The following is a 25527-nucleotide window of genomic DNA, read 5'->3' as shown; positions in this document are numbered from 1 at the left end:
GACAAAAAACATCCGTGCCGCATCCGCGACGCGGCCAATGTGGTAGGAACAAAGACCGCGTGGCATCAGAAACCTCTACCGCCGCTAAGGCGCTTCCAACAGGGCCTGGCGGCTCGTCGCCCAATGCGCGGCACGCCTGGAAAACGGTGAAGGGCCTGCTCGGCGTCATCGTCGCCGTTGCCTTCACCTTCCTCGGCCTCCTTGCCATCACCTTCTTCATCGGCCGCGTCGTGCCGATCGACCCGGTTCTCGCCGTCGTCGGCGACCGCGCCCCGCGCGCCGTCTACGAGGCTGTGCGCATCGAGATGGGGCTGGACAAGCCGCTGATCGTCCAGTTCTTCCACTATGTCGGCAATGTGCTGACGGGTGACCTCGGCATGTCGGTGTCGACGGGCCGACCGGTCGCCGAGGATCTGGCCCGCGTCTTCCCGGCAACGCTGGAGATGGCGACGATCGGCATCATCATCGGCGTGCTGATGGGCGTGCCGATGGGCGTTTATGCCGCCAGCCGCCAGGGCAGCCTGCTCGACCAGGTCATCCGTGTCGTCGGCCTGCTCGGCTATTCGGTGCCGGCGTTCTGGCTCGGCCTCGTTGGTCTCGCGCTGTTCTATGCCAAGCTGCAATGGGTCGGCGGTCCCGGCCGCATCGACATCTTCTACGATGGCCTCGTCGAGCCGCTCACCGGCCTGCTTCTGATCGACAGCCTCATTGCCGGCGACACCGAGATCTTCGTCAACGCGCTGACCCATATCGCGCTGCCGGCTGCGGTGCTCGGCTTCTTCAGCCTTGCCTACATCGCCCGTATGACGCGCTCCTTCATGCTCGACCAACTGGCGCAGGAATATGTCACCACCGCCCGCGTCAAGGGCGTGTCGGAGAGGCTGGTGCTGTGGCGCCATGCCTTTCGGCCGATCCTCGTGCCGCTGATTACCGTCATCGGCCTGTCCTATGCCGGCCTGCTCGAGGGCTCGGTCATGATCGAGACCGTGTTCTCCTGGCCGGGCATCGGCAACTACCTGACGACAGCGCTGCTCAATGCCGACATGAACGCCGTTCTGGGCGCAACGCTGGTCATCGGCGCCGTCTTCATCGGCATCAACAAGATTTCGGACGTGCTCTACCGCGTCCTCGACCCGAGGGCACGCTGATGACTACTGGACGTGACTGGCTTCTCGACGATTCGCCGTCCTCGCGCCTGCAGGCCCGGCTTGGCCGCAGCTACCGGCTGAGCCGCGCGCTGGCGCGCAACCCGCTCGCCATGGTCGGCGCGGTCATCGTGCTGACGCTGATCCTGGTGGCGCTGTTCGCGCCCTGGATCGCCACCCATTCGCCGGTTGGCCAGGATCTCGCCATGCGGCTCAAGCCGCCGAGCTGGGACAACTGGATGGGCACCGACGAGCTTGGCCGCGACATCTGGAGCCGTGTCGTCTACGGCGCGCGCATCACGCTGATGATCGTGGCGCTGGTGGCAGTCCTTGCCGCGCCCGTCGGGTTGATCATCGGCGCCGTCGCCGGCTATTTCGGCGGCTGGGTCGATCGCATCCTGATGGGCATCACCGACATCTTCCTGTCGATGCCCAAGCTGATCCTGGCACTGGCATTCGTGGCAGCGCTCGGGCCCGGCATCCAGAACGCCATCATCGCCATCGCCATTGCGACCTGGCCCGGCTATGCCCGCATCGCCCGCGCCGAAACCCTGACCATCCGCAATTCGGAGTTCGTTGCGGCGGTCGAGCTGCAGGGCGCTTCGTCGTTCCGCGTCATCGTCAACCACATCCTGCCGCTGTGCACCTCCTCGATGATCATCCGCGTCACGCTCGACATGGCCGGTATCATCCTGACCGCCGCCGGCCTCGGCTTCATCGGCCTCGGCGCCCAGCCGCCGCTGCCGGAATGGGGCGCGATGATCTCGCGCGGCCGCTCCTTCATCCTCGACCAATGGTGGGTGGCGACGATGCCCGGCTTTGCCATCGTCATCGTCAGCCTCGGCTTCTGTTTCCTCGGCGACGGCCTGCGCGATGTGCTCGACCCCAAGCATGGAGATCGGCAATGAACGCGCTGCTTGAAATCCGCAACCTGAAGGTCACGTTCCCGACGGCGCGTGGTCCTGTCGACGTGGTCAAGGGCCTGTCGCTGACGCTTGGGCGCGAGCGCCTCGGCATCGTCGGCGAGAGCGGTTCCGGAAAGTCGATGACCGGCCGCTCGATCCTGCGCCTGATCCGCTCGCCCGGCCGGGTCACTGCAGATGAGATGACCTTCAACGGCACCGACCTCCTGTCGCTGTCGGAAAAGCAGATGCGCTCGATCCGCGGCGCGCGCATTTCGATGGTGATGCAGGACCCGAAATTCTCGCTCAACCCGGTCATGACAATCGGCGACCAGATCGCCGAAGCATTGCTGACCCACCAGAAGCTGGCGCGCAGCGACATCCGCAGCCGCACGCTAGCCATGCTCGAAGCGGTGCGCATCAACGATCCGGAGCGGGTACTCGGGCTCTACCCGCACGAGGTCTCGGGCGGCATGGGCCAGCGCGTCATGATCGCGATGATGCTCATCCCGGAGCCCGATCTTCTGATTGCCGACGAGCCGACCTCGGCGCTCGACGTCTCGGTCCAGGCCCAGGTGCTCGAAATCATCGACGACCTGGTCAAGCGCAAGGGCATGGGGCTGATCCTGATCAGCCACGACCTCGACCTCGTCTCGGCCTATTGCGACCGCATCCTGGTGATGCGCAGCGGCGAGGTGGTCGAGGAGTGCGATGCCGGCGAACTCAGGAACGCCAGGCATCCCTACACGCAGGGCCTGCTCGCCTCGATCCCGCGCCTCGACGAAAGCCGCGACGAGCTTCCTGTCCTCGAACGTACTGGGGCTTCGACATGACGGCGCTGGCCATCGACAATCTCGACATCTCCTATGGCGATTCGAAGGTCACCCATGGCATCGGCTTCGAAGTCGCCGAGGGCGAGAGCTTTGCGCTTGTCGGCGAGAGCGGCTCGGGCAAGACCACCGTGCTCAAGGCCATTGCCGGCATGGCCAAAAGCTGGACCGGCTCGATCTCGGTCTTCGGCGAGCCGCGCACCCATGGCATCGACCGTGCTTTTGCCAGGCAATGCCAGATGGTGTTCCAGGACCCCTATGGTTCGCTGCATCCGCGCAAGACTGTCGATGCGACGCTGAGCGAGCCGCTGACCATCCACGGCATCGGCAACAGCGGCGAGCGCGTTGACGAGGTGATGCAGTCGGTCGGCCTCGACCGCCGCTTCCGCTTCCGTTTTCCGCATCAGCTCTCGGGCGGCCAGCGCCAGCGCGTAGCGATTGCCCGTGCGCTGATCCTCAAGCCCAGAATGCTGTTGCTCGACGAGCCGACCTCGGCGCTCGACGTTTCGGTACAGGCGGAAATCCTCAATTTGCTCAAGCGCCTGCGCCGCGAGCAGGGGCTGACCTATCTGATGGTCACGCACAATCTGCCCGTCGTGTCGTTCCTGTGCGACCGCCTTGCCGTGATGCGCCATGGCCGGGTCGTCGAGGTGGCTGATGTCGACCAGCTCAAGCGCGGCGAGCTCGTCGATCCCTATTCGCGCGAACTGACCAGGTTCAGCGCGTCTCTTCCCAAGACTTGAAATAGAGGTACATCATGACAGAGACCAATTTCGCCGAGGCGCTGGCCGCCTTCGATGCCGCCATTGCGACCACATCAGAGGTCGAGGGCGTGTGGGCGGCGCTGCAGGCTCTGGCCGACGTGATCGTCGGCGCCAAGCTGTTCACCGTGATGAAGCTCGACTGGGCGACCGAAGTTTCGGGCCGCACCTACACCAGCCATCCCGATGCCTATCCCGTTTCGGGCACCAAGCCGATCAACCGGACCCACTGGTTCGAGACGATCCACGTCCAGCGTAAGCCCTTCGTCGCCAACACCATCAAGGACATTGCCGACGTCTTCCCTGATCACGAGCTGATCTGGTCGCTCGGCTGCGGTTCGGTGCTCAACTGGCCGGTCTTTGTCGGCGACGTCATGCTGGGCACCGTCAACATGCTGCATGAGGAGCATTATTACACGCCGGCGCGCGTCGAGGCCGCCAGGCAGCTGTCGCTGGCCGCCAAGGCTGCCTTCCTCGCCGTCGAGCATCTCGAACGCCGCTAGAACCAGATTGATGCCGGGCCGTCTGTCGGCCCGGCTCCAAGGCATGATCCCGAAGAGCGGGACCGGTTTTCGGAAAAGATCATGCGACGGCAAGAAGACAGAGCCCCGTTCCGGTTCATCGGAATGGAACAGGCTCTAATGACTGCTGACCAGTGCCGGGATCGGAAGCCTGGCACTGGCTTCGTCAAGGATCGAGAAGCTGTAGCGGCCGGCCTGGTCGCGCTCGACCGAATAGGTCAGCCGGTCGGCGATGCGGTTGTCCTTGTCGAAGGTCAGGACGCGCGGCTTGAGCGCGGTGATCTCGCTTTCGTTCAGATAGACGGAATTGCAGATGATGACCTGGTCGCCGGCCTGGCAGGTGCGGGCGGCAGCGCCATTAAGGATGCAGCAGCGTGAGCCGCGCTCGCCGAGGATGACATAGGTCGAGATTCGCGCGCCGGAGCTCTTGTTCCAGATCTCGACGAACTCCATCGGCAGAATGCCGGCTTCTTCGCAATGGTCGGGGTCGAGCGTGATCGAGCCGTGATAATTGAGGTTGGCTTCGGTGACATGGATGCCGTGCAGCTTGCCGGCGACGATCTTGCGCATTGTTCCTCCCTGATACGCCAGCCGGCGCGACGCTACATTCCAACCACCAACGCACCGCCGGTCATGCCGGCGCCTGCCGCAGAGAGCAAAAGCGTCTCGCCCGGCCGGAACGGCATTGTCCGATGCGCCAGCGCCAGCGACAGCGGGATCGTCGCCGCCGACGAATTGCCGTAGTCGGCGATCGTCTTGACGATCCTGTGGTCGGCGATGCCGAGCGACTTGCCCACCGCATTGAAGATGCGGGCATTGGCCTGGTGCGGCACGAAGCGGCTGACGGCTGATGTCTCCAGGCCTGCCGCAGCAAGCGCCTCCGTGGAGCAACGGCTCATCATCTCGACCGCCTTGGCGAACACCGCGCGTCCATCTGCGATGGTCATGCGCGTTTCTGTGATGTCGAGTTCGTCCGAGAAGGGCCGGTTGCTGCCGCCGGCCGGTATCTGGATCAGGCCGTAGCCGCCGCCATCGGCGGAAACGGACGCACCCAGAATGCCGTGGCCTGCGTCGTCGGAAGGCGTCAGCACGACCGCTCCGGCGGCGTCCGCAAACAGCACGCTACTTGCGCGCTCGGCCGGATTGATGCGGCGGCTCAGAATATTGGCGGCGATGACGACCGCCGGCTTGTTGTGCAGCCGCACGAAACCGTCGGCGAAGGTCAGCGCATAGATGAAACCGGCGCAGGCGCCGGCGAGGTCGATGCCGCCCGACCTGGCGAGGCCAAGCTTATGCGCCACCAGAGGTGCGCTCGGCGGCAAAAGGTGGTCGGGCGTCGAGGTGGCGAGCAAAAGCAGGCCGACATCCTCGCGCGCGATTTCCGCCTGCTGCAGCGCCATCTCCCCGGCATGTGCCGCGAGGTCGGACAACGTGTCCTCAGGCTCGGCCCAGTAGCGCGAGCGGATGCCGGTGCGGCCTTCGATCCAGCCGGCGTCGAGGCCGAGGCTCGCCTCGATCTCGACGTTCTCGACCTTGCGGCCCGGCACATGGTGGCCGAAGCCCGATATGCGCGCGGTCCGGCTCATCCGCTCTTCGCCAGCTCGGCGGCCTCGTCGACGGCGTCATAGAGCCGGTCGAGCTCAGCGGAGGTGACGCAATAGGGCGGCAGTACGTAGATGACGTTGCCGAGCGGCCGGACCAGGAGGCCGCGCTCGAGGAAGAATGCGCGCAGCTTCGGCCCGACTTCGGCGAGATAACCCGCCTTGCCGACACGCAGGTCGACGGCGGCGATGGTGCCGGCCGTGCGCACATTCTCGAAGCGTGGGTCATCGCGGAAGCGCGCGACTTTCTCCGCCTGCAGGCGTGACAATGCTGCCACGCGCTCGGTCACCGGTTCATCGCGCCAAATCGAGACGTTAGCCAGCGCTGCGGCGCAGGCTATGGGGTTGGCGGTGTAGGAGCTGGAGTGGAAAAAAGTCTTGGAGCGATCGGTGGAGAAATGCGCCCGAAAGATCGCATCGGTGGCCAATGTCGCTGCCAGCGGCACCGAGCCGCCGGTCAGGCCCTTCGAGGTGCAGAGAATGTCGGGCGAGATGCCAGCCTGTTCGCAGGCGAACATGGTGCCGGTGCGGCCCCAACCGGTCATCACCTCGTCGGCGATGAACAGCGTGCCGGACTTTTCGGCGATGCGCTTGAGCTCCGTCAGCACCCGGGCCGGATAGATCAGCATGCCGCCGGCGCCGAGCACCAAGGGTTCGACGATGACGGCAGCAGCCTTGCCGTCGCGGGTCAATGCCTCGAAGCGGTCGAGCGTCTCCTGTTCGCGGCCGGCTGCGGGGAAGGGGATGGTGTCGACCTCGAACAGCAGCGGGTCGTAGGCGGCGTTGAACACGCCGCGTTCGCCGACGCTCATCGTGCCGATGGTGTCGCCATGATAGCTGTGCTCCATCACGACGAGGCGCGAGCGCGGAGAACCATTGTTGCGGTGGAAACCGAGCGCCATCTTCAGCGCCACCTCGACGCTGGTCGAACCGCTGTCGGAGAAAAACGCCCAGTCGAGGCCTGACGGCGCCATCTCGACAAGTGCCGAGGCCAATCTTTCCGCTGGCTCGTGGGTCAGGCCGGCGAAGATGAGCTGATCGAGTGTTTCGGTGGCATTTCGGATCGCCTCGACGATTTTCGGATGGCGGTGGCCATGGGTGATGACCCACCAGGAGGAGATCGCGTCGAGGATGCGCTTGCCGTCTGTCGTTTCGACATAGGCGCCCTCGGTGCGCGCGATGACGGGCGGCACGGGCTCGGTGGCGTGCTGGGTGAAGGGATGCCAGACGGCGGAACGGCTCATGGCTTTGCCTGCAAGAACTGGGCCTCCAGGAAGTCGGCCGCGTTGAAGCTCGTCCGCATGGCCTCGGCGAGCGTTTCGGGCGTCGGCGGGTCGAGCCGGGGCAGGCGGCCAAGCACACGCACATTGCCCATCTCGGCGATGGTGCGCTGGGTATCTGCCATCTCGTCGCCGACGAAGGCGACGCCCAGCAGCGGCACCGAGCGGGCGCGCAACGCCTCGATGGACAAAAGCGTGTGGTTGATGGTGCCAAGGCCGGTGCGGGCGCAGAGCACCACCGGTGCCGCCCAGCGCGCGAAGACGTCGATGTAGAGCGTGCGCCGGTTGACCGGCACCATCAGCCCGCCGGCGCCTTCAACGACCAGTGGCCGTGCGCTGGCGGGCAGGGCGAGCGCGTCAGTGTCGATCTCGACGCCGTCGAGTTCGGCAGCGCGGTGCGGCGACAGCGGCTCCTTCAATCGCCACGCTTCGGGCAGCACCCGTTCAGGCGCAAGGCCGGCGAGGCGGGTCACGATCTCGCTGTCGGTCTCTTCCTCGATGCCCGACTGCACCGGCTTCCAGTAGACGCCGTCGAGCAAAGCGGTCAGGCCCGCGGCGAACACGGTCTTGCCGATGCCGGTGTCGGTGCCGGTGACCACGATCCTGGCCGTCATTGCGAGCATTCCTCCTGAAGGGCTGCAAACAGCGAGGAAACATCGTCCTCGCCGATATTGAGCGTCAGCGAGATTCTCAGCCGCGCCGTGCCCTCGGGCACTGTCGGCGGGCGTATGCCGCGGACGTCGAAGCCCCGCGCCTGCAGCGCTTCGGCAAGCTGCATGGCGCGCGCATTGTCGCCGATGACGATGGGCAGGATCTGCGATCCGCTCGGCGCAAAGCCAAGCGTCTCCGCCTTGTCGCTGGCGAGCTTCACCAGCCTGGCCAGTCGCTCGCGCCGCTCTGGTTCGTCGGCGATGATGTCGAGTGCCGTGGCAGACGCCACCGCCATCAGCGGCGAGGGCGCCGTGGCATAGATGAAGGGCCGGCAGCGGTTGACGAGATAGTCGCACAAAACCGCCGAGGCCGTGACCAGGGCGCCCGATGCGCCCAGCGCCTTGCCGCAGGTGTGCAGCACGACGACATTGTCGCGGCCTTCGAGATGGTGCGCCAGCCCGCGCCCCTCGGGGCCGTAGACGCCCGTCGCATGCGCCTCGTCGACGAAGAGGAAGGCCTCGTGCCGGTCGGCGACTTCGGCGAGGTCATCGAGCGGGGCAAAATCGCCATCCATCGAGTAGAGGCTTTCGGTGACGATCCAGGCACGTCCGGTGCCGCCGCCCCTGCGCCAGCTCCGGATGGCGTCGTCCACAGCATTGGCGTCATTGTGCTTTGCTTCCACCACCTCGGCGCGGCCGGCGCGCGCGCCTTCATGGGCGCTGGCATGGATCAGCTCGTCGAGCACGATCAGATCGCCTTTTTGCGGCAAGGTGGTGAGCACGGCGAAATTGGCGACATAACCGCCGCCGAAGAACAGCGCCCGTTCGGCCCCGAAGAAGCTCGCGGCCTTCTCTTCCAGTGCCTCGTGTTCGGGGTCGTTGCCGCGCAACAGCCGTGAGCCGGTGGCGCCGACCGATGTACCGTTGGCGAGGGCAGTGGCAACCGCATCGGCCATGCGCTTGCTGCCGGCCAGCCCGAGATAGTCGTTGGAAGCGAAATCGAGCCCGACACGGCCGCTCAGCACACGCAGCCGACTCTTGCGGGCCAGCCCGCGCAGGCTGGCCTCGTAGCGGTCGAGCAAAGCCCGCCCTGTCACCCCGCGTCGAGCTCCATCGGCTGGATGCCGAGACGACGGAACAGCGCCGTGTCCTTGTCTTCGCCGGGGTTTTCGGCGGTCAAAAGCGTGTCGCCGACGAAGATCGAGTTGGCACCGGCAAAGAAACACAGCGCCTGCATCTCGTCGCTCATCGCCGTGCGGCCGGCCGACAGGCGCACATGCGACTTCGGCATCATGATGCGGGCAAGTGCGATGGTGCGGACGAATTCGATCGGTTCGATCGGATCGGCTTCGCCGAGCGGCGTGCCCTCGATCGGGATCAGCATGTTGATCGGCACCGAGTCGGGATGCTCGGGCAGGTTGGCGAGCGTCAACAGCATGTCGACGCGGTCGGCCTTCTCTTCGCCCATGCCGACGATGCCGCCGCAGCAGACCTTGATGCCGCTGTCGCGGACATTGGCCAGCGTATCCAGCCGGTCGGCGAAGGTACGGGTGGTGATGATCTCGTTGTAGTAGCGCTCGGAGGTGTCGATGTTGTGGTTGTAATAGTCGAGTCCGGCCTGCTTCAGGCGCTGCGCCTGGCCGAGATCGAGCATGCCGAGCGTCATGCAGGTCTCCATGCCGAGTTCCTTGACGCCCTCGATCATGGCGACGACGGCGTCCATGTCGCGCTCCTTGGGGCTGCGCCAGGCTGCACCCATGCAATAGCGCGTGGCGCCGGCGTCCTTGACCTTCTTCGCCTCGGCCAGAACACGCTGCACCTCCATCAGCTTGGAGGCCTTGAGGCCGGATTCATGCCGCGACGACTGGCTGCAATAGCCGCAATCCTCGGGGCAGCCGCCTGTCTTGATCGACAGCAGGCGCGACATCTGCACCCGGTTGGGGTCGAAATTCTCGCGGTGGACGGTCTGTGCCCGAAACAGCAGGTCGTTGAAGGGCGAATCGTAGATCGCCTGGGCTTCCGCGCGGCTCCACTGCGGACGCGCGGCATTGATCTCGGTTGCGGCTGCGTTCAGGTGCAAATCGGCGTTCATGCGCTCTCCATTGCCAAGACGTGTCCTTGCCATCCCCATCCGGGGCGGGACCTTTGCCCCGGTCAGGGGGCCGTGTCCAGTCCTATATCGAGGATCGGTGCGCTGTGGGTCAGCCAACCGACGGAAATCAGGTCGACACCGCTGGCGGCGATGGCGGGGGCGGTGGCGAGGTTGACCCGGCCCGAGGCTTCGGTGATCGCCCGTCCGGCGACCATTTTGACGGCCGTGGTCAAGGTATCAGGGGACATGTTGTCGAGCAGGACGGCGTCGACACCGAGTTTCAGCACGTCGTCCAGCTGTTCCAGCGTGTCGACCTCGACCTCGATCTTCACCAGATGGCCGACATTGGCCCGGGCGCGCTCGATGGCCGGGCGAACACCGCCCGAAATGGCGATGTGATTGTCCTTGATCAGCACCGCGTCGTCGAGGCCGAAGCGATGGTTGGAGCCGCCGCCGCAGCGCACGGCGTATTTCTCCAGTGCGCGCAGGCCGGGCGTGGTTTTCCGGGTGCAGACGATGCGCGCTCTGTGGCCGGCAACCGCATCGACGATGCCTGCCGTGGCGGTGGCGATGCCGCTGAGATGGGACAGGAAGTTCAGCGCCACGCGTTCGCCGGTCAGCAAGCCACGCGCAGGCCCGCTGAGTGTGGCGATGACGTCGCCCGGAACCAGGCGGCTGCCGTCGGGTTTCTCGACCGTCATCTCGATTGCGGGCTCGATCAGGCTGAAGGCAAGCGCTGCCAGGTCGAGACCAGCCACGACGCCCTGCTGGCGCGAGGCGAGCACGACTGACGCCCGGTGCTCGGCCGGCACGATGGCATCTGTGGTGATGTCGCCGGCGCGGCCGAGGTCTTCCAGCAGAGCGGCGCGCACCAGCGGCTCGAGCATGATCCGGGGCAGGGGTGTGAGGTGCATCGTCAGGCGCTCCGGGCAATGGGCAAGAAATCGAGCGAGGCCGCGGCCTGCTGTGCCGCGTCGAGCGTGATGCGCGATCGGCGCGCCGCGGCGCTGCGCAGGGGGAAGTCGCTGCGGCTATGGGCGCCACGGCTTTCCTCGCGGCCGAGCGCCGAGACGGCCATCATCAGCGCCACGGCGGCGGGATCGGCTGCCGGCGAATTGCCGCTGGCAATCGGCAGCAGTGCCGCAACTGCCTCGCGCAGGCTTTCGCCGTCGCGCAAGACGCCCAGCGAGGACGAGACGATGTCGCATGCAAAAGCCGGATCGGGGCGTACAGGCACCGGCGGCAAGGCGTTTGCCACATGGTGCGTATCGGCGGAGGCAGCGACGCTGCGTGCCACCCAGCCGGCCATGACGACGGCTTCGGTCAGCGAGTTGCTGGCCAGCCGGTTGGCGCCATGCAGCCCGGATGAGGCGACCTCGCCGCAGGCCCACAGGCCAGGCACGGTGCTGCGGCCTCCGCGATCCACCGCCACGCCGCCCATGTGATAATGCGCGGCGGGACGCACCGGGATCGGCTCGCGCGCGGGGTCGATCCCGGCGTCGTTGCAGTAGCCCGCAATCGTCGGAAAGCGGTCGGCAAAACCTGCGCCGAGGCAGGCCCGGGCGTCGAGAAACACCCGGTGGCCGCGGGCGAGATGGCGATGGACGCCGCGCGCAACCGCATCGCGCGTGGCAAGCTCGGCGCCCGGCAGCTCGGCGAGGAAGCGTCGTCCGGTTTCGTCGACCAGTACAGCGCCTTCGCCGCGCACCGCCTCGCTGATCAGCCGCATCGGCCGCAGCACGCCGTCGAGCGCTGTCGGGTGGAACTGGACGAATTCGAGGTCGGCAAATGCTGCGCCTGCGCGCGCTGCGAGCGCCAGGCCCTGGCCGAAGCAGCCGAGCGGGTTCGTCGTGTCGCGAAACAATGCGCCGACCCCGCCCGTGGCGAGCACGACGCGGCCGGTGGCAAGCGCCATGCTGCCGGTGCCGCCGGCGGCGAGAACGCCTGCGATGACACCGTTTTCGACGAGCAGCCGGCGCGCCGCGAAGCCTTCGACGACTGATATCGACGCGGTGTTGCGGACAGCGGCCACAAGCGCGCGCATCAGTTCGCGTCCGGTCGCCGCCCCTGCCGCGTGCACGATGCGCCTGCGCGCATGGGCGGCTTCGAGACCGAGCTGCAGGGTGCCGCCGGCATCGCGGTCGAAGGCGACGCCCAGCGCCGCGAGCTTCTCGATGGCCCGTGGTGCCGCCTCGACGATGCTGCGGACGATTGCCTCGTCGCACAGGCCGTCGCCGGCAGCCAGCGTGTCGGCGAGATGCAGTTCCGACGAGTCGTCGTCGCCCATCGCCGCGGCGAGCCCGCCTTGCGCGATCGCGCTCGAGGCGTCGCTGCCCAGTGGCGCGGCGGAGAGCAGCACGACCGGCTCCGGCGCCAGCTCGAGCGCCGTCATCAGGCCGGCGAGCCCGCCGCCGACGATGACGGGACGGCCGGCCAGGCGTGCGACGTCGGTCATACCGCGAGCATCCGTTCGACGGCGAGGCGCGCGCGCTCGGCGACGGCCGGGTCGATGGTCACGGCGTGTTGGTTGCGTTCGAGGGCGGAGCGGATATTGCCGAGCGTGATCAGCTTCATGTGCGGGCACAGATTGCACGGCCGGATGAACTCGACGTCGGGATGGTCGACGGCGACGTTGTCGCTCATCGAGCATTCCGTCACCAGGACGACGCGGGCCGGCTTCTCGCGGCCGACATAGTCGGACATCGCGGCCGTCGAGCCGGCGAAATCGGCTTCGGCAACGACCTCGGGCGGGCATTCCGGGTGGGCCAGCACGGTGACGCCGGGATGGGCGGCGCGCATCTCGCGGATGTCTTCGGGCGTGAAGCGCTCATGCACCTCGCAATGGCCTTTCCAGGCAATGATCTCGACGTCGGTCTGGGCGGCGATGTTCTGCGCCAGATATTCGTCGGGCAGCATCAGCACGCGCGGTACGCCGAGCGATTCCACCACCGCCTTGGCATTGCCCGAAGTGCAGCAGATGTCCGATTCCGCCTTCACCGCGGCTGACGTGTTGACATAGGTGACGACTGGCACGCCGGGATAACGCTGGCGCAGCAGGCGGATGTCCTCGGGCGTGATCGAATCGGCCAGTGAGCAGCCGGCGCCCATGTCGGGGATCAGCACCGTCTTGGACGGGTTCAGCAGCTTGGCGGTCTCGGCCATGAAATGCACGCCGGCGAGCACGATGACGTCGGCCTCGACCTCCATCGTCTTGCGCGCAAGCGCCAGGCTGTCGCCGACGATGTCGGCGACACAATGGAAAATTTCCGGTGTCTGGTAGTTGTGCGCCAGGATGACGGCGTTGCGCTCGCGTTTGAGGCGCAGGATGGCGTCGATGTCATCGGAAAAGATCGGCCACTCGATGGCGGGAATGACGCGCTGGACGCGGTCATAGAGCGAGGCGGCGGAAGGGGTCATGCCAGACATCGTTGCTCCTATTATGCTCGAACTGAGTATAATTGGGGCATATGCTTAGCATGAGCATAAGCTCTGTCAAGCCGCGAATTGGCTATTTCGTGCCGGCGACCAGACGTTCGTCGAGCACGGCGTGGCGGAAGCGGAACAGTTTCGCCGGGCGTCCGCCGGTGTCAGCGCTCATTTCGCCGGTTTCCTCGACGAGGTCCTGCTGCTCGATGAGACGGCGGAAATTCTGCTTGTGCACGGTCACGCCGGCCAGAGCTTCGACCGCGCGCTGCAATTGCAGCAGGGTGAAGGCCGGCGGCATCAGTTCGAACACGACAGGGCGATATTTGATCTTGGTCCGCAGGCGGCCGATGCCGGTGGCCAGGATTCGCCTGTGGTCGCCGGTCATGGTCCGGCCCGGCACGGCAGGGGCATTCGTGTCGCCTTTCGCGCGCACCGCCTCTTCGACCAGTCCCGCCTCGAAAAGCAGCTCGTAGCGCTGCAGCACCAGCTCTTCGTTCCAGTGACGGTCGTCGAAGCCGAAGGCGCCGGCGGCGCGGCGCAGCCGGTTCTGCCGCTTGTCCTGTTGCTCGGCAGCATCAGCCCACTGACGCAGGCGCGGCACGATGATGTCGTCGATAATTTCGGGCGCGCCCGTACGATGGTCCTCCCAGGGGAAGAATTCGTACCAGTTGCGCCAGCTGCCCGGCGGCGTGCGGTGCGAGGGCTCTTCGCGCGTCAGGCCGAGATAGCTGATCGAAATCACCCGACGGGTGGCTTCCTCGATGCTGCGGTCGCGGTCGGCGAAGGTGTAGAGCTGCTCGATGTATCCAAGCGGGTGGCCGGTCTGCTGCTCCACCCAATCGCGCAGACCTGATTGCAGCGAACGGTGACCAAGCGCGAACGGGCCGGAGGGCAGGGTGGTGCCTTCCTTGACGGTGAGCACGACAGGGTTTCCGTTGGGTGCAGCGACAAGCACCGCAATCAGATCCGCGCTGATCGCGCGACGCTCCGCTGCACCATCCTTGTCTGCCCCTGATGTCTTCAGCATCTTGCCCTTCGTCGATTTCCGGCTGCAATCGGAAAGCCAGATGGACCAAAGGTCAACACCCAATCGCCCGCCGCCGACCTTCAGCACATCAAGTGTTTGATGGTTATTGGCCTGCAAAGCCAAGAAAATCCACATGCCGAAGGGGATTACCGCGTGACGATGGGTAAAGCTGTCTCGCCGGGCTGACAAGAAGCTGACGCGTGTGTGGGGAAATGCTGAACAGCCCCGAAAGCAGCATCGATACCAAGGACATCGCTTTGCTTGACCGAGAGGTCTTCTACGTCGGCAGCCACGCTACAACTGCCTGAAGCCAGTCGCTCATCGAAGAGCCTGGGCACTGCTGCCGGGGCTGCAGGCCCCGTCGCGCATCCTGGGCGAGTGCGCGTCCCGGGACCACCCGCCCGGGACGCGTGTCTCCTTTGTCGATCAGTCCGTCGGCATCTTGCAGTCGGCAGCATAGCTGTCGCTGTGCGCCGTCAGCACCTTGGCCTCGGTCTTGAGCACCATTTTGCCGTCAGCGCCCTTTTCCGCCTTGAGCGAATACCAGTCCTGCACCGGGTGCTGGTTGGGGCCGAACTTGAACGAACCGCGGACCGACGGGATTTCAGACGTCAGCAGCGCCTTGCGGAAGGCCGGCAGGTCATCGACATCAGACTTTTCCAGGCCGGTGCCGATCAGAAGTGCCGCGTCATAGCCCTGGGCGGCGTAGTAGGTGATCGGACGGTCGCCGAACTTGGCCTTCCAGGCCGCGACGAAGTCCTTGTTCACAGTATTGTCGAAGTCGTCGTTCCAGTGGCTGGTGACCTTGACGCCGAGGGCAGCGTCGCCGACGGCACCGACGATGACCTGGTCGAGGGACGCCGGATGGACGACCATCGGGATGTCCTTGAGCAGGCCGGCCTGCTGGTACTGGCGCATGAAGGCGATGCCGAGGCCGCCCGGCTCGAACTCATAGACGACGTCGGGCTTGGCGGCGCGGATCTGCGCCATCTCGGCGGCGAAGTCGGTCTGGTCGAGGCCGGTGTAGGTCTCGCCGACGACCTCGCCCTTGTAGAAGCGCTTGAAGGCGCCCATCGTTTCCTTGCCGGCCTGGTAGTTCGGCGCGATCAGGAAGGCCTTCTTGTAACCGAGCGATTGGGCAAGGGCGCCGGCGCTTTCGCCCTGGCTGTCGTCCTGCCACGAGCTGACGAAATAGTTCGGGTGGCATTCCTTGCCGGCGAAGGTGGCCGATGCGGTGTTGGCGCTGACATAGATCGCGTCGCTGTCGAGAATGTCGGGCAGGGCGGCGAAGGCGACGTTGGCGAACACCATGCCGGTGAACAGCTTGATGCCCTGCTCGGACAGCATCTTGTCGGCGATCTGCTTGGCATTGCCCGGCTTCAGGCTGTCGTCCTCGACCACCAGTTCGACCGCTTTGCCGCCGAGCTGGCCCTTGTTGGCATCGATGGCGAGCTGGAAGCCGTCGCGGATGTCCTGGCCGAGATAGCCGGCGGGACCCGAAAGCGTCGTGATCATGCCGATCTTGAGCGGGTCCTCGGCATAGGCCGCACTGACCGACAATGCCAGGACGGCGGCCGACAAGATTCCCTTGAAATGCATCAGATTATTCCTCTTCCCCAAAATTCCCCACCCCTGGACAAGCCTCCGCAGCTCTCGATCGCGGAGTGTGCTGGCCGCAGCAGTGGGCGCTTCAAAGGGAGGGGCAGCAGGGCAGGCGGACGCTGCCCGTGGCCGGAGCATCAGCTCGCTGGTCGTCGTCGGGCAGAAACCGCAGGCAACAGCTGCTCCTCCGCAGTGTTGTCCAATCGCCCAAGCTTGGCCCAACCAGCATTCCGGTAAATGGAAAACTCGTCATCCAGTCATGACGTCTGGGAATATCAATCGTGTTGCGATTACTTATACGTCATGGCGCGCCAGGTCGGCGGCGGTGCGGCGCAGCGTCTCCACCAGCACTTCGGCCGCCGGCGACAGCCGGGCATTGGTCCGGGTGGTGATGCCCATCGGCATGGCCGTGGCGCGCAAGGTCACCGGCAGGATGACGATGGCGCCGGCGGCGGCCTCGCGGCGCGCCACCTGGGCGGGGAACACGCCGAGATAGTCGGCATCGATCAAAAGCGCCCGATTGGTCAGAAGCGAAACGGAATCCACCGCATGCGACGGCGGCTCGAGGCCTTCCTCGCGAAAGGCGATGTCGATCTGGCGGCGCAGGCTGGTTTCCTGCGGCGGCAGGATCCACTCCCAGCCGATCAGGTCGGCGAGGCTGAGCGCGCTGCGCTCGGCCAGCGGATGGCCGCGGCGCGCGACGACACAGGCAATGTCGTCCATCAGCGTCTCCTGCACGACATTCAGCCGGTCGCGCTGCTCGGACAGGCGCCCGACCACCATGTCGAGCTCGCCGGCGCGCAAGGCCGGGATCAGCACGTCGTTGGTGCCCTCGACGATCTTGACCACCAGCTTGGGCCGCTCCTTGCGCAGCCGGGCGATGGCCGTCGGCAGCAATTCGGCCGAGGCCGACAGCAAGGTGCCGATGGCGACGCGGCCGCCGGTGCCGTCGCGCAGGTCGGCGAGATGCTCTTCGGCATGCGCCAGCTGGGTGATGACGAGGCGCGCGTGCTCGGCCAGCGTGTCGCCGAACATCGTCGGCACGACACCGCGATTGGTGCGGTCGAACAGCCTCGCCTTGGTCAGCGCCTCGATTTCCTGCAGCGCCTTGGTCACCGCCGACTGCGTCATGTTCAGCCGCTTGGCGGCGCGCACCAGATTGCCCTCTTCGACGATCGCCACGACCATGCGCAAATGGCGGATGGTGAGACGGCTGGTGACGAGTTTCATCGGAGCCTCTTTCAAGTCGTTATGTCAGATTGATATTCCAAATCCTCATAGGAATTTCCAGAGAATTCACTTGTCTGAATGTCCAATCGCTGGAAACTTGGCTGGAGGAGGCGTTGGCGGCGCAAGGCGTTGCCAGCGCGCGGAGGCATTTTCGGCCTGAGGCGCCCCATTGCGGCCAGGCCCCAGACGTCGGCAGGATCTGTCGCACGGGGAGGACAATCCAGACATGACCGACAAAACCGGAACCAGGCGCCATGCGGAGATCGCAGGCGCTGGAATTGGCGGGCTCACCACGGCCGCCGCACTCGCCCAGCGCGGCTGGTCGGTGACGGTGCACGAGCGCGCGCCGAACCTGCGCACCTTCGGCGCCGGCATCTACATCTGGAGCAACGGCCTGCGCGTGTTGAAGGCCATCGGCGCTTATGACCAGGCCGTCGTCGGCGCCCATGTCGGCCCGCAGTTCCACACCCGTGACCATGACAACACGACGATGGAGGAAATCCCCATCAACGGCCAGGGCGACGCCAGGCTGATCACCATCCTGCGCGAGCAGCTCATCAATTCACTGGTCGATACCTGCCGCCGCAGTGGCGTCGAGATACTGACCAGTTCGGAAGCGGTCGGCGCGACGCCGGAGGGCGAATTGCTGCTCGCCGACGGTTCCAGGCGCAAGGCCGACCTCGTCGTCGGCGCCGACGGCATCAACTCGAAGCTGCGCGACTCGCTCGACCTGATGATGTACCGCAAGCATCTCGGCTATGGCGCCATCCGCATGCTGATTGGCCGCGACGACGCCGACGTGCCGGCAGAGGACCGCGACCGCTACATCGAATATTTCACCGGCACCCGCCGCATCCTCTACACGCCGGCCAGCGCCACCGATCTCTATGTCGCGCTGTGCTGCGCCGCCGACGATGCGGCAGCGCTCAAGGTTCCGGCCGACCGCGCGTTGTGGACCCAATCCTTCCCGCATCTCGCCCATCTGGTCTCGCGCTTCGGCGATGCCGGCCGCTGGGACGCCTTCGAGGTGGTCAAGCTCAAGAAGTGGAGCAAGGGCCGCACGGCGATCCTGGGTGACGCAGCGCATGCCATGCCGCCATATCTCGGCCAGGGCGGCGGTTGCGCCCTGATGAACGGCCTTGGGCTTGCCGCCGCCGTGGCCGATGCGCCCGACATCGAGCAGGCGCTGGCTGCCTGGGAACAGCGCGAACGCCCGATCACCGAACATACGCAAGACACCGCCGAGCGGCTCGGCGACATGAATTTCTGGCCCGACGAATTGCGCTCCGAGGTGATGAAGATCACCGGCAAGAGCCGCGAGCTCGGCGCCGAGCGCATGAAGACGGCGCGTTATCAGCCGACCGCCACCGAGCCGCTCGCCTGACCAGCAAACATCGGGTGCTGTGCGCCCCAGACTTCGGAGACTTCAGATGAAATCCATCCAGATCGGCGCCAACACGCTGTCCTACGACGAGGCAGGCGAGGGCGAGGTGCTCTTGTTGCTGTCGGGCTGGTGCCAGGACCACCGCCTGTTCAAGACGCTGGCGCCTGAGCTTGCCAGGACCCATCGCGTCATCCGCCTGGACTGGCGTGGCCATGGCGAGCATCGCGAGCATGACGGCGACTTCACCGTCGACGACCAGGCGTCCGATGTCGTTGCCTTCCTCGACAAGATGAACATCGACAGGCTGGTGCCGGTGTCGACCTCGCATGGCGGCTGGGCCAACATCGAGGTGACCGATCGTCTTGATGTGGCGCGCATCCCGCGTACCGTCGTCATCGACTGGATCCAGACCACGCCGAACGAAGACTTCTTCCGTATGATCGACCACATCCAGGATCGCACCAACTGGGAAAACGGCCGCGGCGATTTCTTCAACTACTGGATCGGCGACACCGAGAACCAGGACATCGTCAATCACGTCAACAACGAGATGGCCAAATACAGCTTCGAAATGTGGGCGCGATCCGGCCGCGAGATCGGCAAGGCCTACCGCAAATGGGGCAACCCGATGCAGCGCATGGCAGCATTGAAGCAAAAGCGCCCGATCACCCACATCTATTCGCAGCCCTTCGAGCCGGAATATTCTGAGGCGCAGCTCGATTTCGCCGCCGGCAACGACTGGTACAAGCCCAACAAGCTGCCCGGGAAAACGCACTTCCCGACGCTCGAGCAGCCCAAGGTGGTGGCCGACACCATCCGTGCCTTCGTCGCCTGACAGGAGCTGTGCATGAGCGTGCTTGCCGAAGAAGCCAACTGGCCGCGTGACGTCCTCGACCGCGACTATGGCGCGCGGGCGTCCGTGACGCCCGAGGTCTTCGAGGCGGCAATGCGTGACTACCGAAGCCGTTCCGAGAAGATGCGGGACCATGCCGCGCATCTCGATGTCGTCTATGACGAAGAGAGCGGCCAGACGATCGACATCTACGGCACCTCAGGCGAGGCGCGGCCGGTGTTCGTGTTCATCCATGGCGGCTACTGGCGCATGCTCTCCAAGCACGATTCCGCCTTCATGGCTGATATGCTGGCGAAGAACGGCATCGCCACCGCCGTGGTCGACTACCGGCTGGCACCGGAGGCGTCGCTCGACGAGATCGTGCGCGAGGTCAGGGCGGCGATCAGCTTCCTGTGGAAGAACGGCCGTGCGTTCGGCATCGATCCCGCGCGCATCCATGTCGGCGGCAGCTCGGCCGGCGGGCACCTGACCGGAGCTGTGCTCTCGGGCGGCTGGCATGACGAGGCAGGTGTGCCGGAGAACGTCATCAAGGGAGCGCTGCCGATCAGCGGCCTGTTCCAGCTCGCGCCGATCTCGAGATCCTTCGTGCAGGACTGGATCAAGCTGGACGACGCGGCGGTGAAGCGGCTGAGCCCCGCCGCCAACCTGCCCAGGGTCGGCTGCCCGATCATTGTTGCCTATGCCGATGGCGAGCCCGACGGCTTCCGGCGGCAATCGACCGCATACCACCAGATGTGGCGCGAGGCTGGTTTTGCCTCCGAGCTGATGGAAGTCCCTGGCCGCAATCATTTCGATGTGCTGCTCGACCTTGCCTCGGAGGACACGGTCCTGTCGCAGGCCTTGCTCCGCCTGATCAAGGGCTGAGCCTTAGCTGGTGTCGCGCGGCGTCAATTGCTGCGCGTAGCGTCGCACGACACTGGCAAAGGCCGAAACGGCAGGCGAGACCGAGCGCCCGGTGGCGTGGATCAGCGACACCTCGCGCGAGATGGTCGGCTCGGCCAAGGGCTTGCCGGCGACCTTCCTGAACCGCGCCGCCGCCAGCGCATAGGTGGGCAGAACGGCGATGCCGAGGCCGGCCTCGACAAGCGCGATGGCCGTCGTCACCTGCGTCACCTCGAAGGCCGGCTTGAACGGCATCTGCGCCATTTCGAAGCCGACCTCCACCAAGAGCCGGATGCCGCTGTCGCGCGTCAGCGTGATCAGCGGCTGGTCCGCCAGGGCCGCCCATCTGACCGTCTCCGCGCCATAGAACGGACTGCGGTGGTCGCAGAACAGCATCAGGCTGTCACGCACCAAAGACAGCCTTTCTATGCCGTCCTCGGCCGGCGAAAAGGTGCCGAGGCCGCAATCGGCCTGGCCGCTGCGCACGCTGTCGACGATCTGCTCGGTGCCGACGTCGGCAAGTTGCACCGAGATGCCGGGATAACTCTTCTGGAACTCGGCGATCGCCTGCGGCAGCACCACGGAGGCGAGCAGCGGCGGCGCGGCGACGCGCAGACGTCCGCGCCGGCGTTCGGCCAGCATGTGCACGCCTTCCACCGCATGCTCCAGTTCCTCGATCACCTTGGTTGCCGAGTTCTGGAACTCGCGGCCGGCATCGGTCAGCTCGACCCGACGGGTGGTGCGGTCGAACAGGCGCACCGACAGTTCCGCCTCGAGATCGCGGATTGCCTGCGACAGCGCCGGCTGCGCCGTGCCCAGCCGCTTCGAGGCGCGTGAAAAGCTGCCGAGCTCGGCGACCGCCAGGAACTGCTGGATCTGCTTGATGGTGATCTTCACTGATGTCTCCGCGCACGGCTCCGGCGGCCGGCCTCTCGCGTCGCAAACTTATACAGAAAACAGTCTTAATTTATCAGATAAATCCATCTTGTCGATATAATGGTTTCCGTCGATGTTGGCACCAAGACGCACGGGCCGCTGCCCGGAACCGTCGAATTGATGCCAATTGCGAAGCCGAGGCGCCCGATGTCCAACTACCCCGATCTCCAGCTTTACATCGGCGGCGCCTGGCGGCGGACGGCGGAAACGCTGCCTGTCATCAACCCGGCTGACGAGAGCGTGATCGGCGCTGTTCCCGTCGCATCCACCGGAGATCTCGACGCTGCGCTCGAAGCCGCCGAGCGCGGTTTTGCCGTCTGGCGCAAGACCTCGCCCGCCCGCCGTGCCGAGGTGCTGCGCAAGGCGGCTGCACTTCTGCGCGAGCGCATCGACGAGGTTGCCACCGACATCACCCGCGAGCACGGCAAGCCGTTCCAGCAGGCGCGCCTCGAAGTCATTCGCGGCGCCGAGTTCTTCGAATGGGATGCCGGCGAAGCGCAGCGCACCTATGGTCGCGTTATCCCGAGCGAACCGGGCATCCGCTACATCGTCCATCACCAGCCGATCGGCACGGTGGCGGCGTTCTCGCCATGGAATTTCCCGATGAGCCAGCCGGCGCGCAAGATCGCCGGCGCCCTGGCCGCCGGCTGCTCGATCATCATCAAGGCCGCCGAGGAGACCCCGGCAGGCTGCCTGCACATCGCACGCGCCTTCCATGATGCTGGCCTGCCGGCCGGCGTGCTCAACCTCGTCTTCGGCATTCCGGCGCAGATTTCCGAATATCTCATCCCGCAGGAGCAGGTGCGCCTGATCGCCTTCACCGGCTCGACCGCCGTCGGCAGGACGCTGACCGGCCTTGCGTCCCGTTATGTCAAGCCGACGCTGATGGAGCTCGGCGGCCACGCCCCTGTCATCGTCTGCGACGACGCCGATCCGGTGAAGGCCGGCATTGCCTCGGCCATCCGAAAGGTGCGCAATTCCGGCCAGGTCTGCACCTCGCCGACGCGTTTCTTCGTCCATGAGAGCGTCTACAAGCCCTTTACCGAGGCCTTCATCGAGCGCGCCCGCGCCGTCAAGGTCGGCAACGGACTGGAAGAGGGTGTCGAAATGGGCCCGGTGGCCAACCATCGCCGCGTCGAGGCGATGGAAATGCTGGTCGCCGACGCCGTCTCGAAGGGCGCCAAGCTTCTGCTCGGCGGCGAGCGGCCGCGCAACAGCGGTTATTTCTATCCGCCGACGGTACTCGCCGATCTGCCCGGCGATGCCCGCGTCATGCGCGAGGAGCCGTTCGGCCCGCTGGCGGTGATCAATCCCGTCTCCTCGCTCGAAGAGGCGATAGAGAAGGCCAATGGCGTGCCTTTCGGCCTCGCCGCTTATGCCTTCACCAACTCGGCCGCCAATGTCGACCAGATCACCGACGACCTGGAAGCCGGCAACGTCTCGATCAACACGCTGGAGGCCTCGGTCGCCGAGACGCCGTTCGGCGGCGTCAAGGAAAGCGGTTTCGGTCGCGAAGGCGGTGTCGAGGGCATCCTGCACTACATGGTGGCCAAGAACGTCTCGCACCGCATGGCAATCTAGCCGAAGCCTGCAATCGCCTCGTAAAGGTTCGCAATCCGATGAAATACGACAAGAAGACCGCCAAGGCCCATTCGAGGGCGACGATGAAGGGCATCTGGGCCGCCGCGCTGATGCCGTTCAAGGATGACCTCTCCATCGACGAGGACGGTTTCCGCAGCAATGTCGATCACTGGATCGGCGACCTCGGCATTGACGGCTTCTTCATTGCCGGCAAGCAGGGCGAGTTCTTCTCGATGTCGCTCGACGAGCGCAAGCGTTGCTTCGACCTCGCCGTCGATGCCTGCGCCGGCCGCGCCCAGACCATCATGTCCTGCTCCGACCAGAACATGGACGTCGTCATCGACCTCGCCAAGCACGCCCAGAAATGCGGCGCCGACTACATCGTCGTGCACGCGCCGATCCTGCATTTCTTCAAGGAGCAGGACGAGACGCTGCTCAACTACTATCGCACCATCGCCGACAAGGTGGACATCGGCATAGCCCTCTGGAGCCATCCGGACAGCGGCTATCTGATGAGCCCCGAACTGTGCAACAAGCTCGCCGACATCGAGAACGTGGTCGCCATAAAGTATTCGGTGCCGCGGCCGATGTATTCCGAACTGACCCGGCTTGCCGGCGACCGCATCCTCGTCAGCACCGCCTCAGAGGAGGAGTGGCTGGACAACATCCTCGAGCTCAACTGGCAGCTCTATCTCTGCTCATCGCCGCCTTATCTGATCCAGACCAAGCACGACAAGCGCATGCGCGAATACACCGACCTTGCCTTGTCAGGCAAAGCCGAGGAAGCACGCCGCATCAGCGCCAGCCTCGATCCGGTGCGTTCGGCGCTCAAGAACACGCGCCCGGCCGAAAAGCCGCATTCGCACCAGAAGTACTGGCAGGAGCTTCTGGGGCAGGCAGGTGGACGCGTGCGCCCGCCGCTGCTCGAACTGACCGAGGACGAAAAGCGCGCCACCCGCGCCGCCTTCGAGGCATGTGGGCTGAAGACTTCAGCCTGACCGATCAATCCGACGCTCGCGCGCCGACCCAAAGGAGGAACGACAATGACCAGACGCCTTTCGGCCTTCAGCTTCTCGAAGTGGATCGACGAGCACGCCCACCTGCTCAAGCCGCCGGTCGGCAACCAGCAGATCTGGGAAGACGCCGACCTGATGGTGACTGTCGTCGGCGGCCCCAACAAGCGAACCGACTATCACGACGATCCGGTCGAGGAGTTCTTCTACCAGCTCAAGGGCGACATGATGCTCAAGGTGGTGGACAACGGCAATTTCTACGACGTGCCGATCCGCGAGGGCGAGATTTTCCTGCTGCCGCCGCATGTGCGCCACTCACCGCAGCGTCCGCAGGAAGGCTCCATCGGCCTGGTCGTCGAGCCCAAGCGCAATGACGGCCTGCTCGACGCCTTCGAATGGTACTGCTTCGAGTGCAACGGGCTGGTCAAGCGCGTCGAGGTCACGCTGAAGAGCATCGTCCGCGACCTGCCGCCGATCTATCAGGCGTTCTACGCCGACGAGAAGGCGCGCACCTGCCCGCAATGCGGCGCGCTGCATCCGGGCAAGACCCCGCCGGAAGGCTGGGTGAAGCTCTAATCCGATCGCATTGTCACAACGGTTCGCCCAGGAGTGGGCCGCTCCAGCTCAGGATCCAGGCATGAAACTGAAGTCTTCGCTCATGGCCTTCGCGGCTGCGTCGCTTTTTGCCCCGGGGGCACTTGCACAAGACCCGGTCAAGATCGGTATGATCACGACCCTTTCCGGACCGGCTGGCTATCTCGGCCAGGACGTGCGCGACGGTTTTCAGCTGGCGATCGACATGGAAGGCGGCAAGCTTGGTGGTGTGCCAGTCACCGTGCTTGTGGAGGACGACGGCCTCAAGCCAGGCAATGGCCGGCAGATCGCCGACAAGTTTCTGAACGACGAGGGCGTGAAGCTGTTCACCGGCATCGTCTTCTCGAACGTGGCTGGTGCGACGGTACCCGAGATCGTGGACGCTGATGCGATCTTCGTCAGCCCCAATGCGGGCCCGTCCGAATTCGCCGGCAGGGGATGCCACCCCAACTACTTCGTTCTCTCGTGGCTGACCGACACGATGCAGGGCAGTGCAGGCCAGAATGCCACCGATCTCGGCTACACCAAGGCCTTCGTGCTGGCACCCAACTATCAGGCCGGCAAGGACGCCATCGCTGGCTTCAAGCGCTACTTCAAGGGCGAGATTTCGGGTGAGATCTATACGCGTCTCGACCAGACTGACTTTGCCGCCGAGATGGCGCAGATCAAGGCGGCTAATCCGGACGTTGTGTTCCAGTTCCAGCCTGGCGGCCTGGGTATCGCCTTCCTGCGTCAATACCAGCAGTCGGGTTTGCTCGGTGCCGTGCCCATGGTCATTGCCGAGCCGTCGATGGACCACGCCATCCTCAAGGCCGTGGGCGAGGCGGCTGCAGGTTTGAACGTATCGGGTTCATGGAACACCGACTTGGACAACGAGACCAATCGCGAGTTCGTCGCCAAGTTCGCAGACACCTACAAGCGCACGCCGACCATGTATGCGGCGCAGGGCTATGATACGGCGCTCGCCATCGCCTCGGCGCTCAAGCAGACGGAAGGCGATGTCGAGGACATCGAGGCCTTCCGTGCGGCGCTGCTCAAGACCGAGTTCAAGACTACGCGCGGCAGCTTCAGCTTCGGCAAGAACCAGCATCCGGTTCAGGACTGGTACGCCATGCAGGTGGTCAAGGACGCCGCCGGCGAGATGACTCTCAAGACCCGCAAGAAGCTGCTGAGCGCGCATGGCGATCCGTTCGCCGGCGAATGCGACCTTTGAGGCG

General features: G+C 65.3%; 25 protein-coding genes. 12 read left to right on the top strand and 13 right to left on the bottom strand.

Annotated features, from left to right (window positions below; genetic code table 11):
* Positions 1-155 precede the first annotated feature (155 nt).
* The 5 genes from SLT36_RS18775 to SLT36_RS18755 are packed head-to-tail and all read left to right on the top strand — an operon-like array spanning position 156 to position 4141.
* Positions 156-1148, top strand: coding sequence for an ABC transporter permease (locus SLT36_RS18775; RefSeq protein WP_432288389.1), 993 nt, complete (start codon positions 156-158; stop codon positions 1146-1148).
* A complete protein-coding gene (locus SLT36_RS18770) occupies positions 1148-2053 on the top strand; it encodes an ABC transporter permease (RefSeq protein ID WP_432283897.1) in 906 nt (301 codons plus the stop codon). The genes SLT36_RS18775 and SLT36_RS18770 overlap by 1 nt, the downstream gene beginning before the upstream one ends.
* The gene (locus SLT36_RS18765) at positions 2050-2880 is read left to right on the top strand and encodes an ABC transporter ATP-binding protein (protein ID WP_263007358.1); all 831 of its coding nucleotides are present in this window, start codon (positions 2050-2052) and stop codon (positions 2878-2880) included. The genes SLT36_RS18770 and SLT36_RS18765 overlap by 4 nt, the downstream gene beginning before the upstream one ends.
* Positions 2877-3620: an ABC transporter ATP-binding protein gene (locus SLT36_RS18760; protein ID WP_067962836.1), complete on the top strand. Its 744-nt coding sequence runs from the start codon at positions 2877-2879 to the stop codon at positions 3618-3620. The genes SLT36_RS18765 and SLT36_RS18760 overlap by 4 nt, the downstream gene beginning before the upstream one ends.
* A gap of 14 nt (positions 3621-3634) precedes the next feature.
* Positions 3635-4141: a GAF domain-containing protein gene (locus tag SLT36_RS18755; RefSeq protein ID WP_432283896.1), complete on the top strand. Its 507-nt coding sequence runs from the start codon at positions 3635-3637 to the stop codon at positions 4139-4141.
* A 135-nt stretch (positions 4142-4276) separates the two neighbouring features.
* Here the strand turns inward: SLT36_RS18755 and panD are convergent, their stop codons facing one another.
* From panD to SLT36_RS18695, 12 genes are all read right to left on the bottom strand, one after another.
* Entirely contained in the window at positions 4277-4729 is a 453-nt protein-coding gene (gene panD, locus SLT36_RS18750) for an aspartate 1-decarboxylase (RefSeq protein ID WP_067962830.1), read from the bottom strand.
* 32 nt (positions 4730-4761) lie between these two features.
* Positions 4762-5745: a beta-ketoacyl-ACP synthase III gene (locus SLT36_RS18745; RefSeq protein ID WP_432283895.1), complete on the bottom strand. Its 984-nt coding sequence runs from the start codon at positions 5743-5745 to the stop codon at positions 4762-4764.
* On the bottom strand, positions 5742-7004 hold the full coding sequence (locus tag SLT36_RS18740) for an adenosylmethionine--8-amino-7-oxononanoate transaminase (RefSeq protein WP_432283894.1): 1263 nt from the start codon (positions 7002-7004) through the stop codon (positions 5742-5744). The genes SLT36_RS18745 and SLT36_RS18740 overlap by 4 nt, the downstream gene beginning before the upstream one ends.
* A complete protein-coding gene (gene bioD, locus SLT36_RS18735) occupies positions 7001-7654 on the bottom strand; it encodes a dethiobiotin synthase (RefSeq protein WP_432283893.1) in 654 nt (217 codons plus the stop codon). The genes SLT36_RS18740 and bioD overlap by 4 nt, the downstream gene beginning before the upstream one ends.
* Positions 7651-8787, bottom strand: coding sequence for an 8-amino-7-oxononanoate synthase (locus SLT36_RS18730; RefSeq protein ID WP_432283892.1), 1137 nt, complete (start codon positions 8785-8787; stop codon positions 7651-7653). Before SLT36_RS18730 ends, bioD begins: the two co-directional genes overlap by 4 nt.
* On the bottom strand, positions 8784-9782 hold the full coding sequence (gene bioB, locus SLT36_RS18725; RefSeq protein WP_432283891.1) for a biotin synthase BioB: 999 nt from the start codon (positions 9780-9782) through the stop codon (positions 8784-8786). Before bioB ends, SLT36_RS18730 begins: the two co-directional genes overlap by 4 nt.
* A gap of 62 nt (positions 9783-9844) precedes the next feature.
* The gene (nadC, locus tag SLT36_RS18720; protein WP_432283890.1) at positions 9845-10696 is read right to left on the bottom strand and encodes a carboxylating nicotinate-nucleotide diphosphorylase; all 852 of its coding nucleotides are present in this window, start codon (positions 10694-10696) and stop codon (positions 9845-9847) included.
* Between the two features lie 2 nt (positions 10697-10698).
* Positions 10699-12237 carry an L-aspartate oxidase gene (locus tag SLT36_RS18715; RefSeq protein WP_432283889.1) on the bottom strand — a complete coding sequence of 513 codons (1539 nt, stop codon included), beginning with the start codon at positions 12235-12237 and terminating at the stop codon, positions 10699-10701.
* Complete coding sequence (gene nadA / locus SLT36_RS18710; RefSeq protein ID WP_432283888.1) at positions 12234-13208, bottom strand: quinolinate synthase NadA; 975 nt, start codon at positions 13206-13208, stop codon at positions 12234-12236. The genes SLT36_RS18715 and nadA overlap by 4 nt, the downstream gene beginning before the upstream one ends.
* 82 nt (positions 13209-13290) lie before the next feature.
* Positions 13291-14235, bottom strand: coding sequence for an NUDIX hydrolase (locus tag SLT36_RS18705; protein ID WP_432283887.1), 945 nt, complete (start codon positions 14233-14235; stop codon positions 13291-13293).
* A gap of 426 nt (positions 14236-14661) precedes the next feature.
* Complete coding sequence (locus tag SLT36_RS18700) at positions 14662-15834, bottom strand: ABC transporter substrate-binding protein (RefSeq protein WP_432283886.1); 1173 nt, start codon at positions 15832-15834, stop codon at positions 14662-14664.
* Between the two features lie 297 nt (positions 15835-16131).
* Entirely contained in the window at positions 16132-17067 is a 936-nt protein-coding gene (locus SLT36_RS18695; protein WP_067962799.1) for a LysR family transcriptional regulator, read from the bottom strand.
* Positions 17068-17293: 226 nt separating this feature from the next.
* Here SLT36_RS18695 and SLT36_RS18690 point away from each other — a divergent pair, with 226 nt between their 5' ends.
* The 3 genes from SLT36_RS18690 to SLT36_RS18680 are packed head-to-tail and all read left to right on the top strand — an operon-like array spanning position 17294 to position 20168.
* The gene (locus tag SLT36_RS18690; protein WP_432283885.1) at positions 17294-18451 is read left to right on the top strand and encodes an FAD-dependent oxidoreductase; all 1158 of its coding nucleotides are present in this window, start codon (positions 17294-17296) and stop codon (positions 18449-18451) included.
* 46 nt (positions 18452-18497) lie between these two features.
* Positions 18498-19286: an alpha/beta fold hydrolase gene (locus SLT36_RS18685; protein WP_432283884.1), complete on the top strand. Its 789-nt coding sequence runs from the start codon at positions 18498-18500 to the stop codon at positions 19284-19286.
* 12 nt (positions 19287-19298) lie between these two features.
* On the top strand, positions 19299-20168 hold the full coding sequence (locus tag SLT36_RS18680; RefSeq protein WP_432283883.1) for an alpha/beta hydrolase: 870 nt from the start codon (positions 19299-19301) through the stop codon (positions 20166-20168).
* A 3-nt stretch (positions 20169-20171) separates the two neighbouring features.
* On the opposite strand, the gene SLT36_RS18675 is transcribed toward SLT36_RS18680, so the two are convergent.
* On the bottom strand, positions 20172-21083 hold the full coding sequence (locus SLT36_RS18675; protein WP_432283882.1) for a LysR family transcriptional regulator: 912 nt from the start codon (positions 21081-21083) through the stop codon (positions 20172-20174).
* Positions 21084-21269: 186 nt separating this feature from the next.
* On the opposite strand from SLT36_RS18675, the gene SLT36_RS18670 reads away from it, so the two are divergent.
* From SLT36_RS18670 to SLT36_RS18655, 4 genes are all read left to right on the top strand, one after another.
* The gene (locus SLT36_RS18670; protein WP_432283881.1) at positions 21270-22703 is read left to right on the top strand and encodes an NAD-dependent succinate-semialdehyde dehydrogenase; all 1434 of its coding nucleotides are present in this window, start codon (positions 21270-21272) and stop codon (positions 22701-22703) included.
* Between the two features lie 38 nt (positions 22704-22741).
* Positions 22742-23701: a dihydrodipicolinate synthase family protein gene (locus tag SLT36_RS18665; RefSeq protein WP_432283880.1), complete on the top strand. Its 960-nt coding sequence runs from the start codon at positions 22742-22744 to the stop codon at positions 23699-23701.
* A 45-nt stretch (positions 23702-23746) separates the two neighbouring features.
* Entirely contained in the window at positions 23747-24292 is a 546-nt protein-coding gene (locus SLT36_RS18660) for a 3-hydroxyanthranilate 3,4-dioxygenase (RefSeq protein ID WP_067962779.1), read from the top strand.
* Between the two features lie 61 nt (positions 24293-24353).
* The gene (locus SLT36_RS18655; RefSeq protein WP_432283879.1) at positions 24354-25523 is read left to right on the top strand and encodes an ABC transporter substrate-binding protein; all 1170 of its coding nucleotides are present in this window, start codon (positions 24354-24356) and stop codon (positions 25521-25523) included.
* The last annotated feature ends 4 nt before the right edge of the window (positions 25524-25527 follow it).

This window comes from Aminobacter sp. BA135, assembly GCF_050859125.1.
Lineage (GTDB): Bacteria > Pseudomonadota > Alphaproteobacteria > Rhizobiales > Rhizobiaceae > Aminobacter > Aminobacter ciceronei.
Note: the sequence above shows the minus strand (reverse complement) of the source record. Positions and strands in the feature narration are given on the sequence as shown.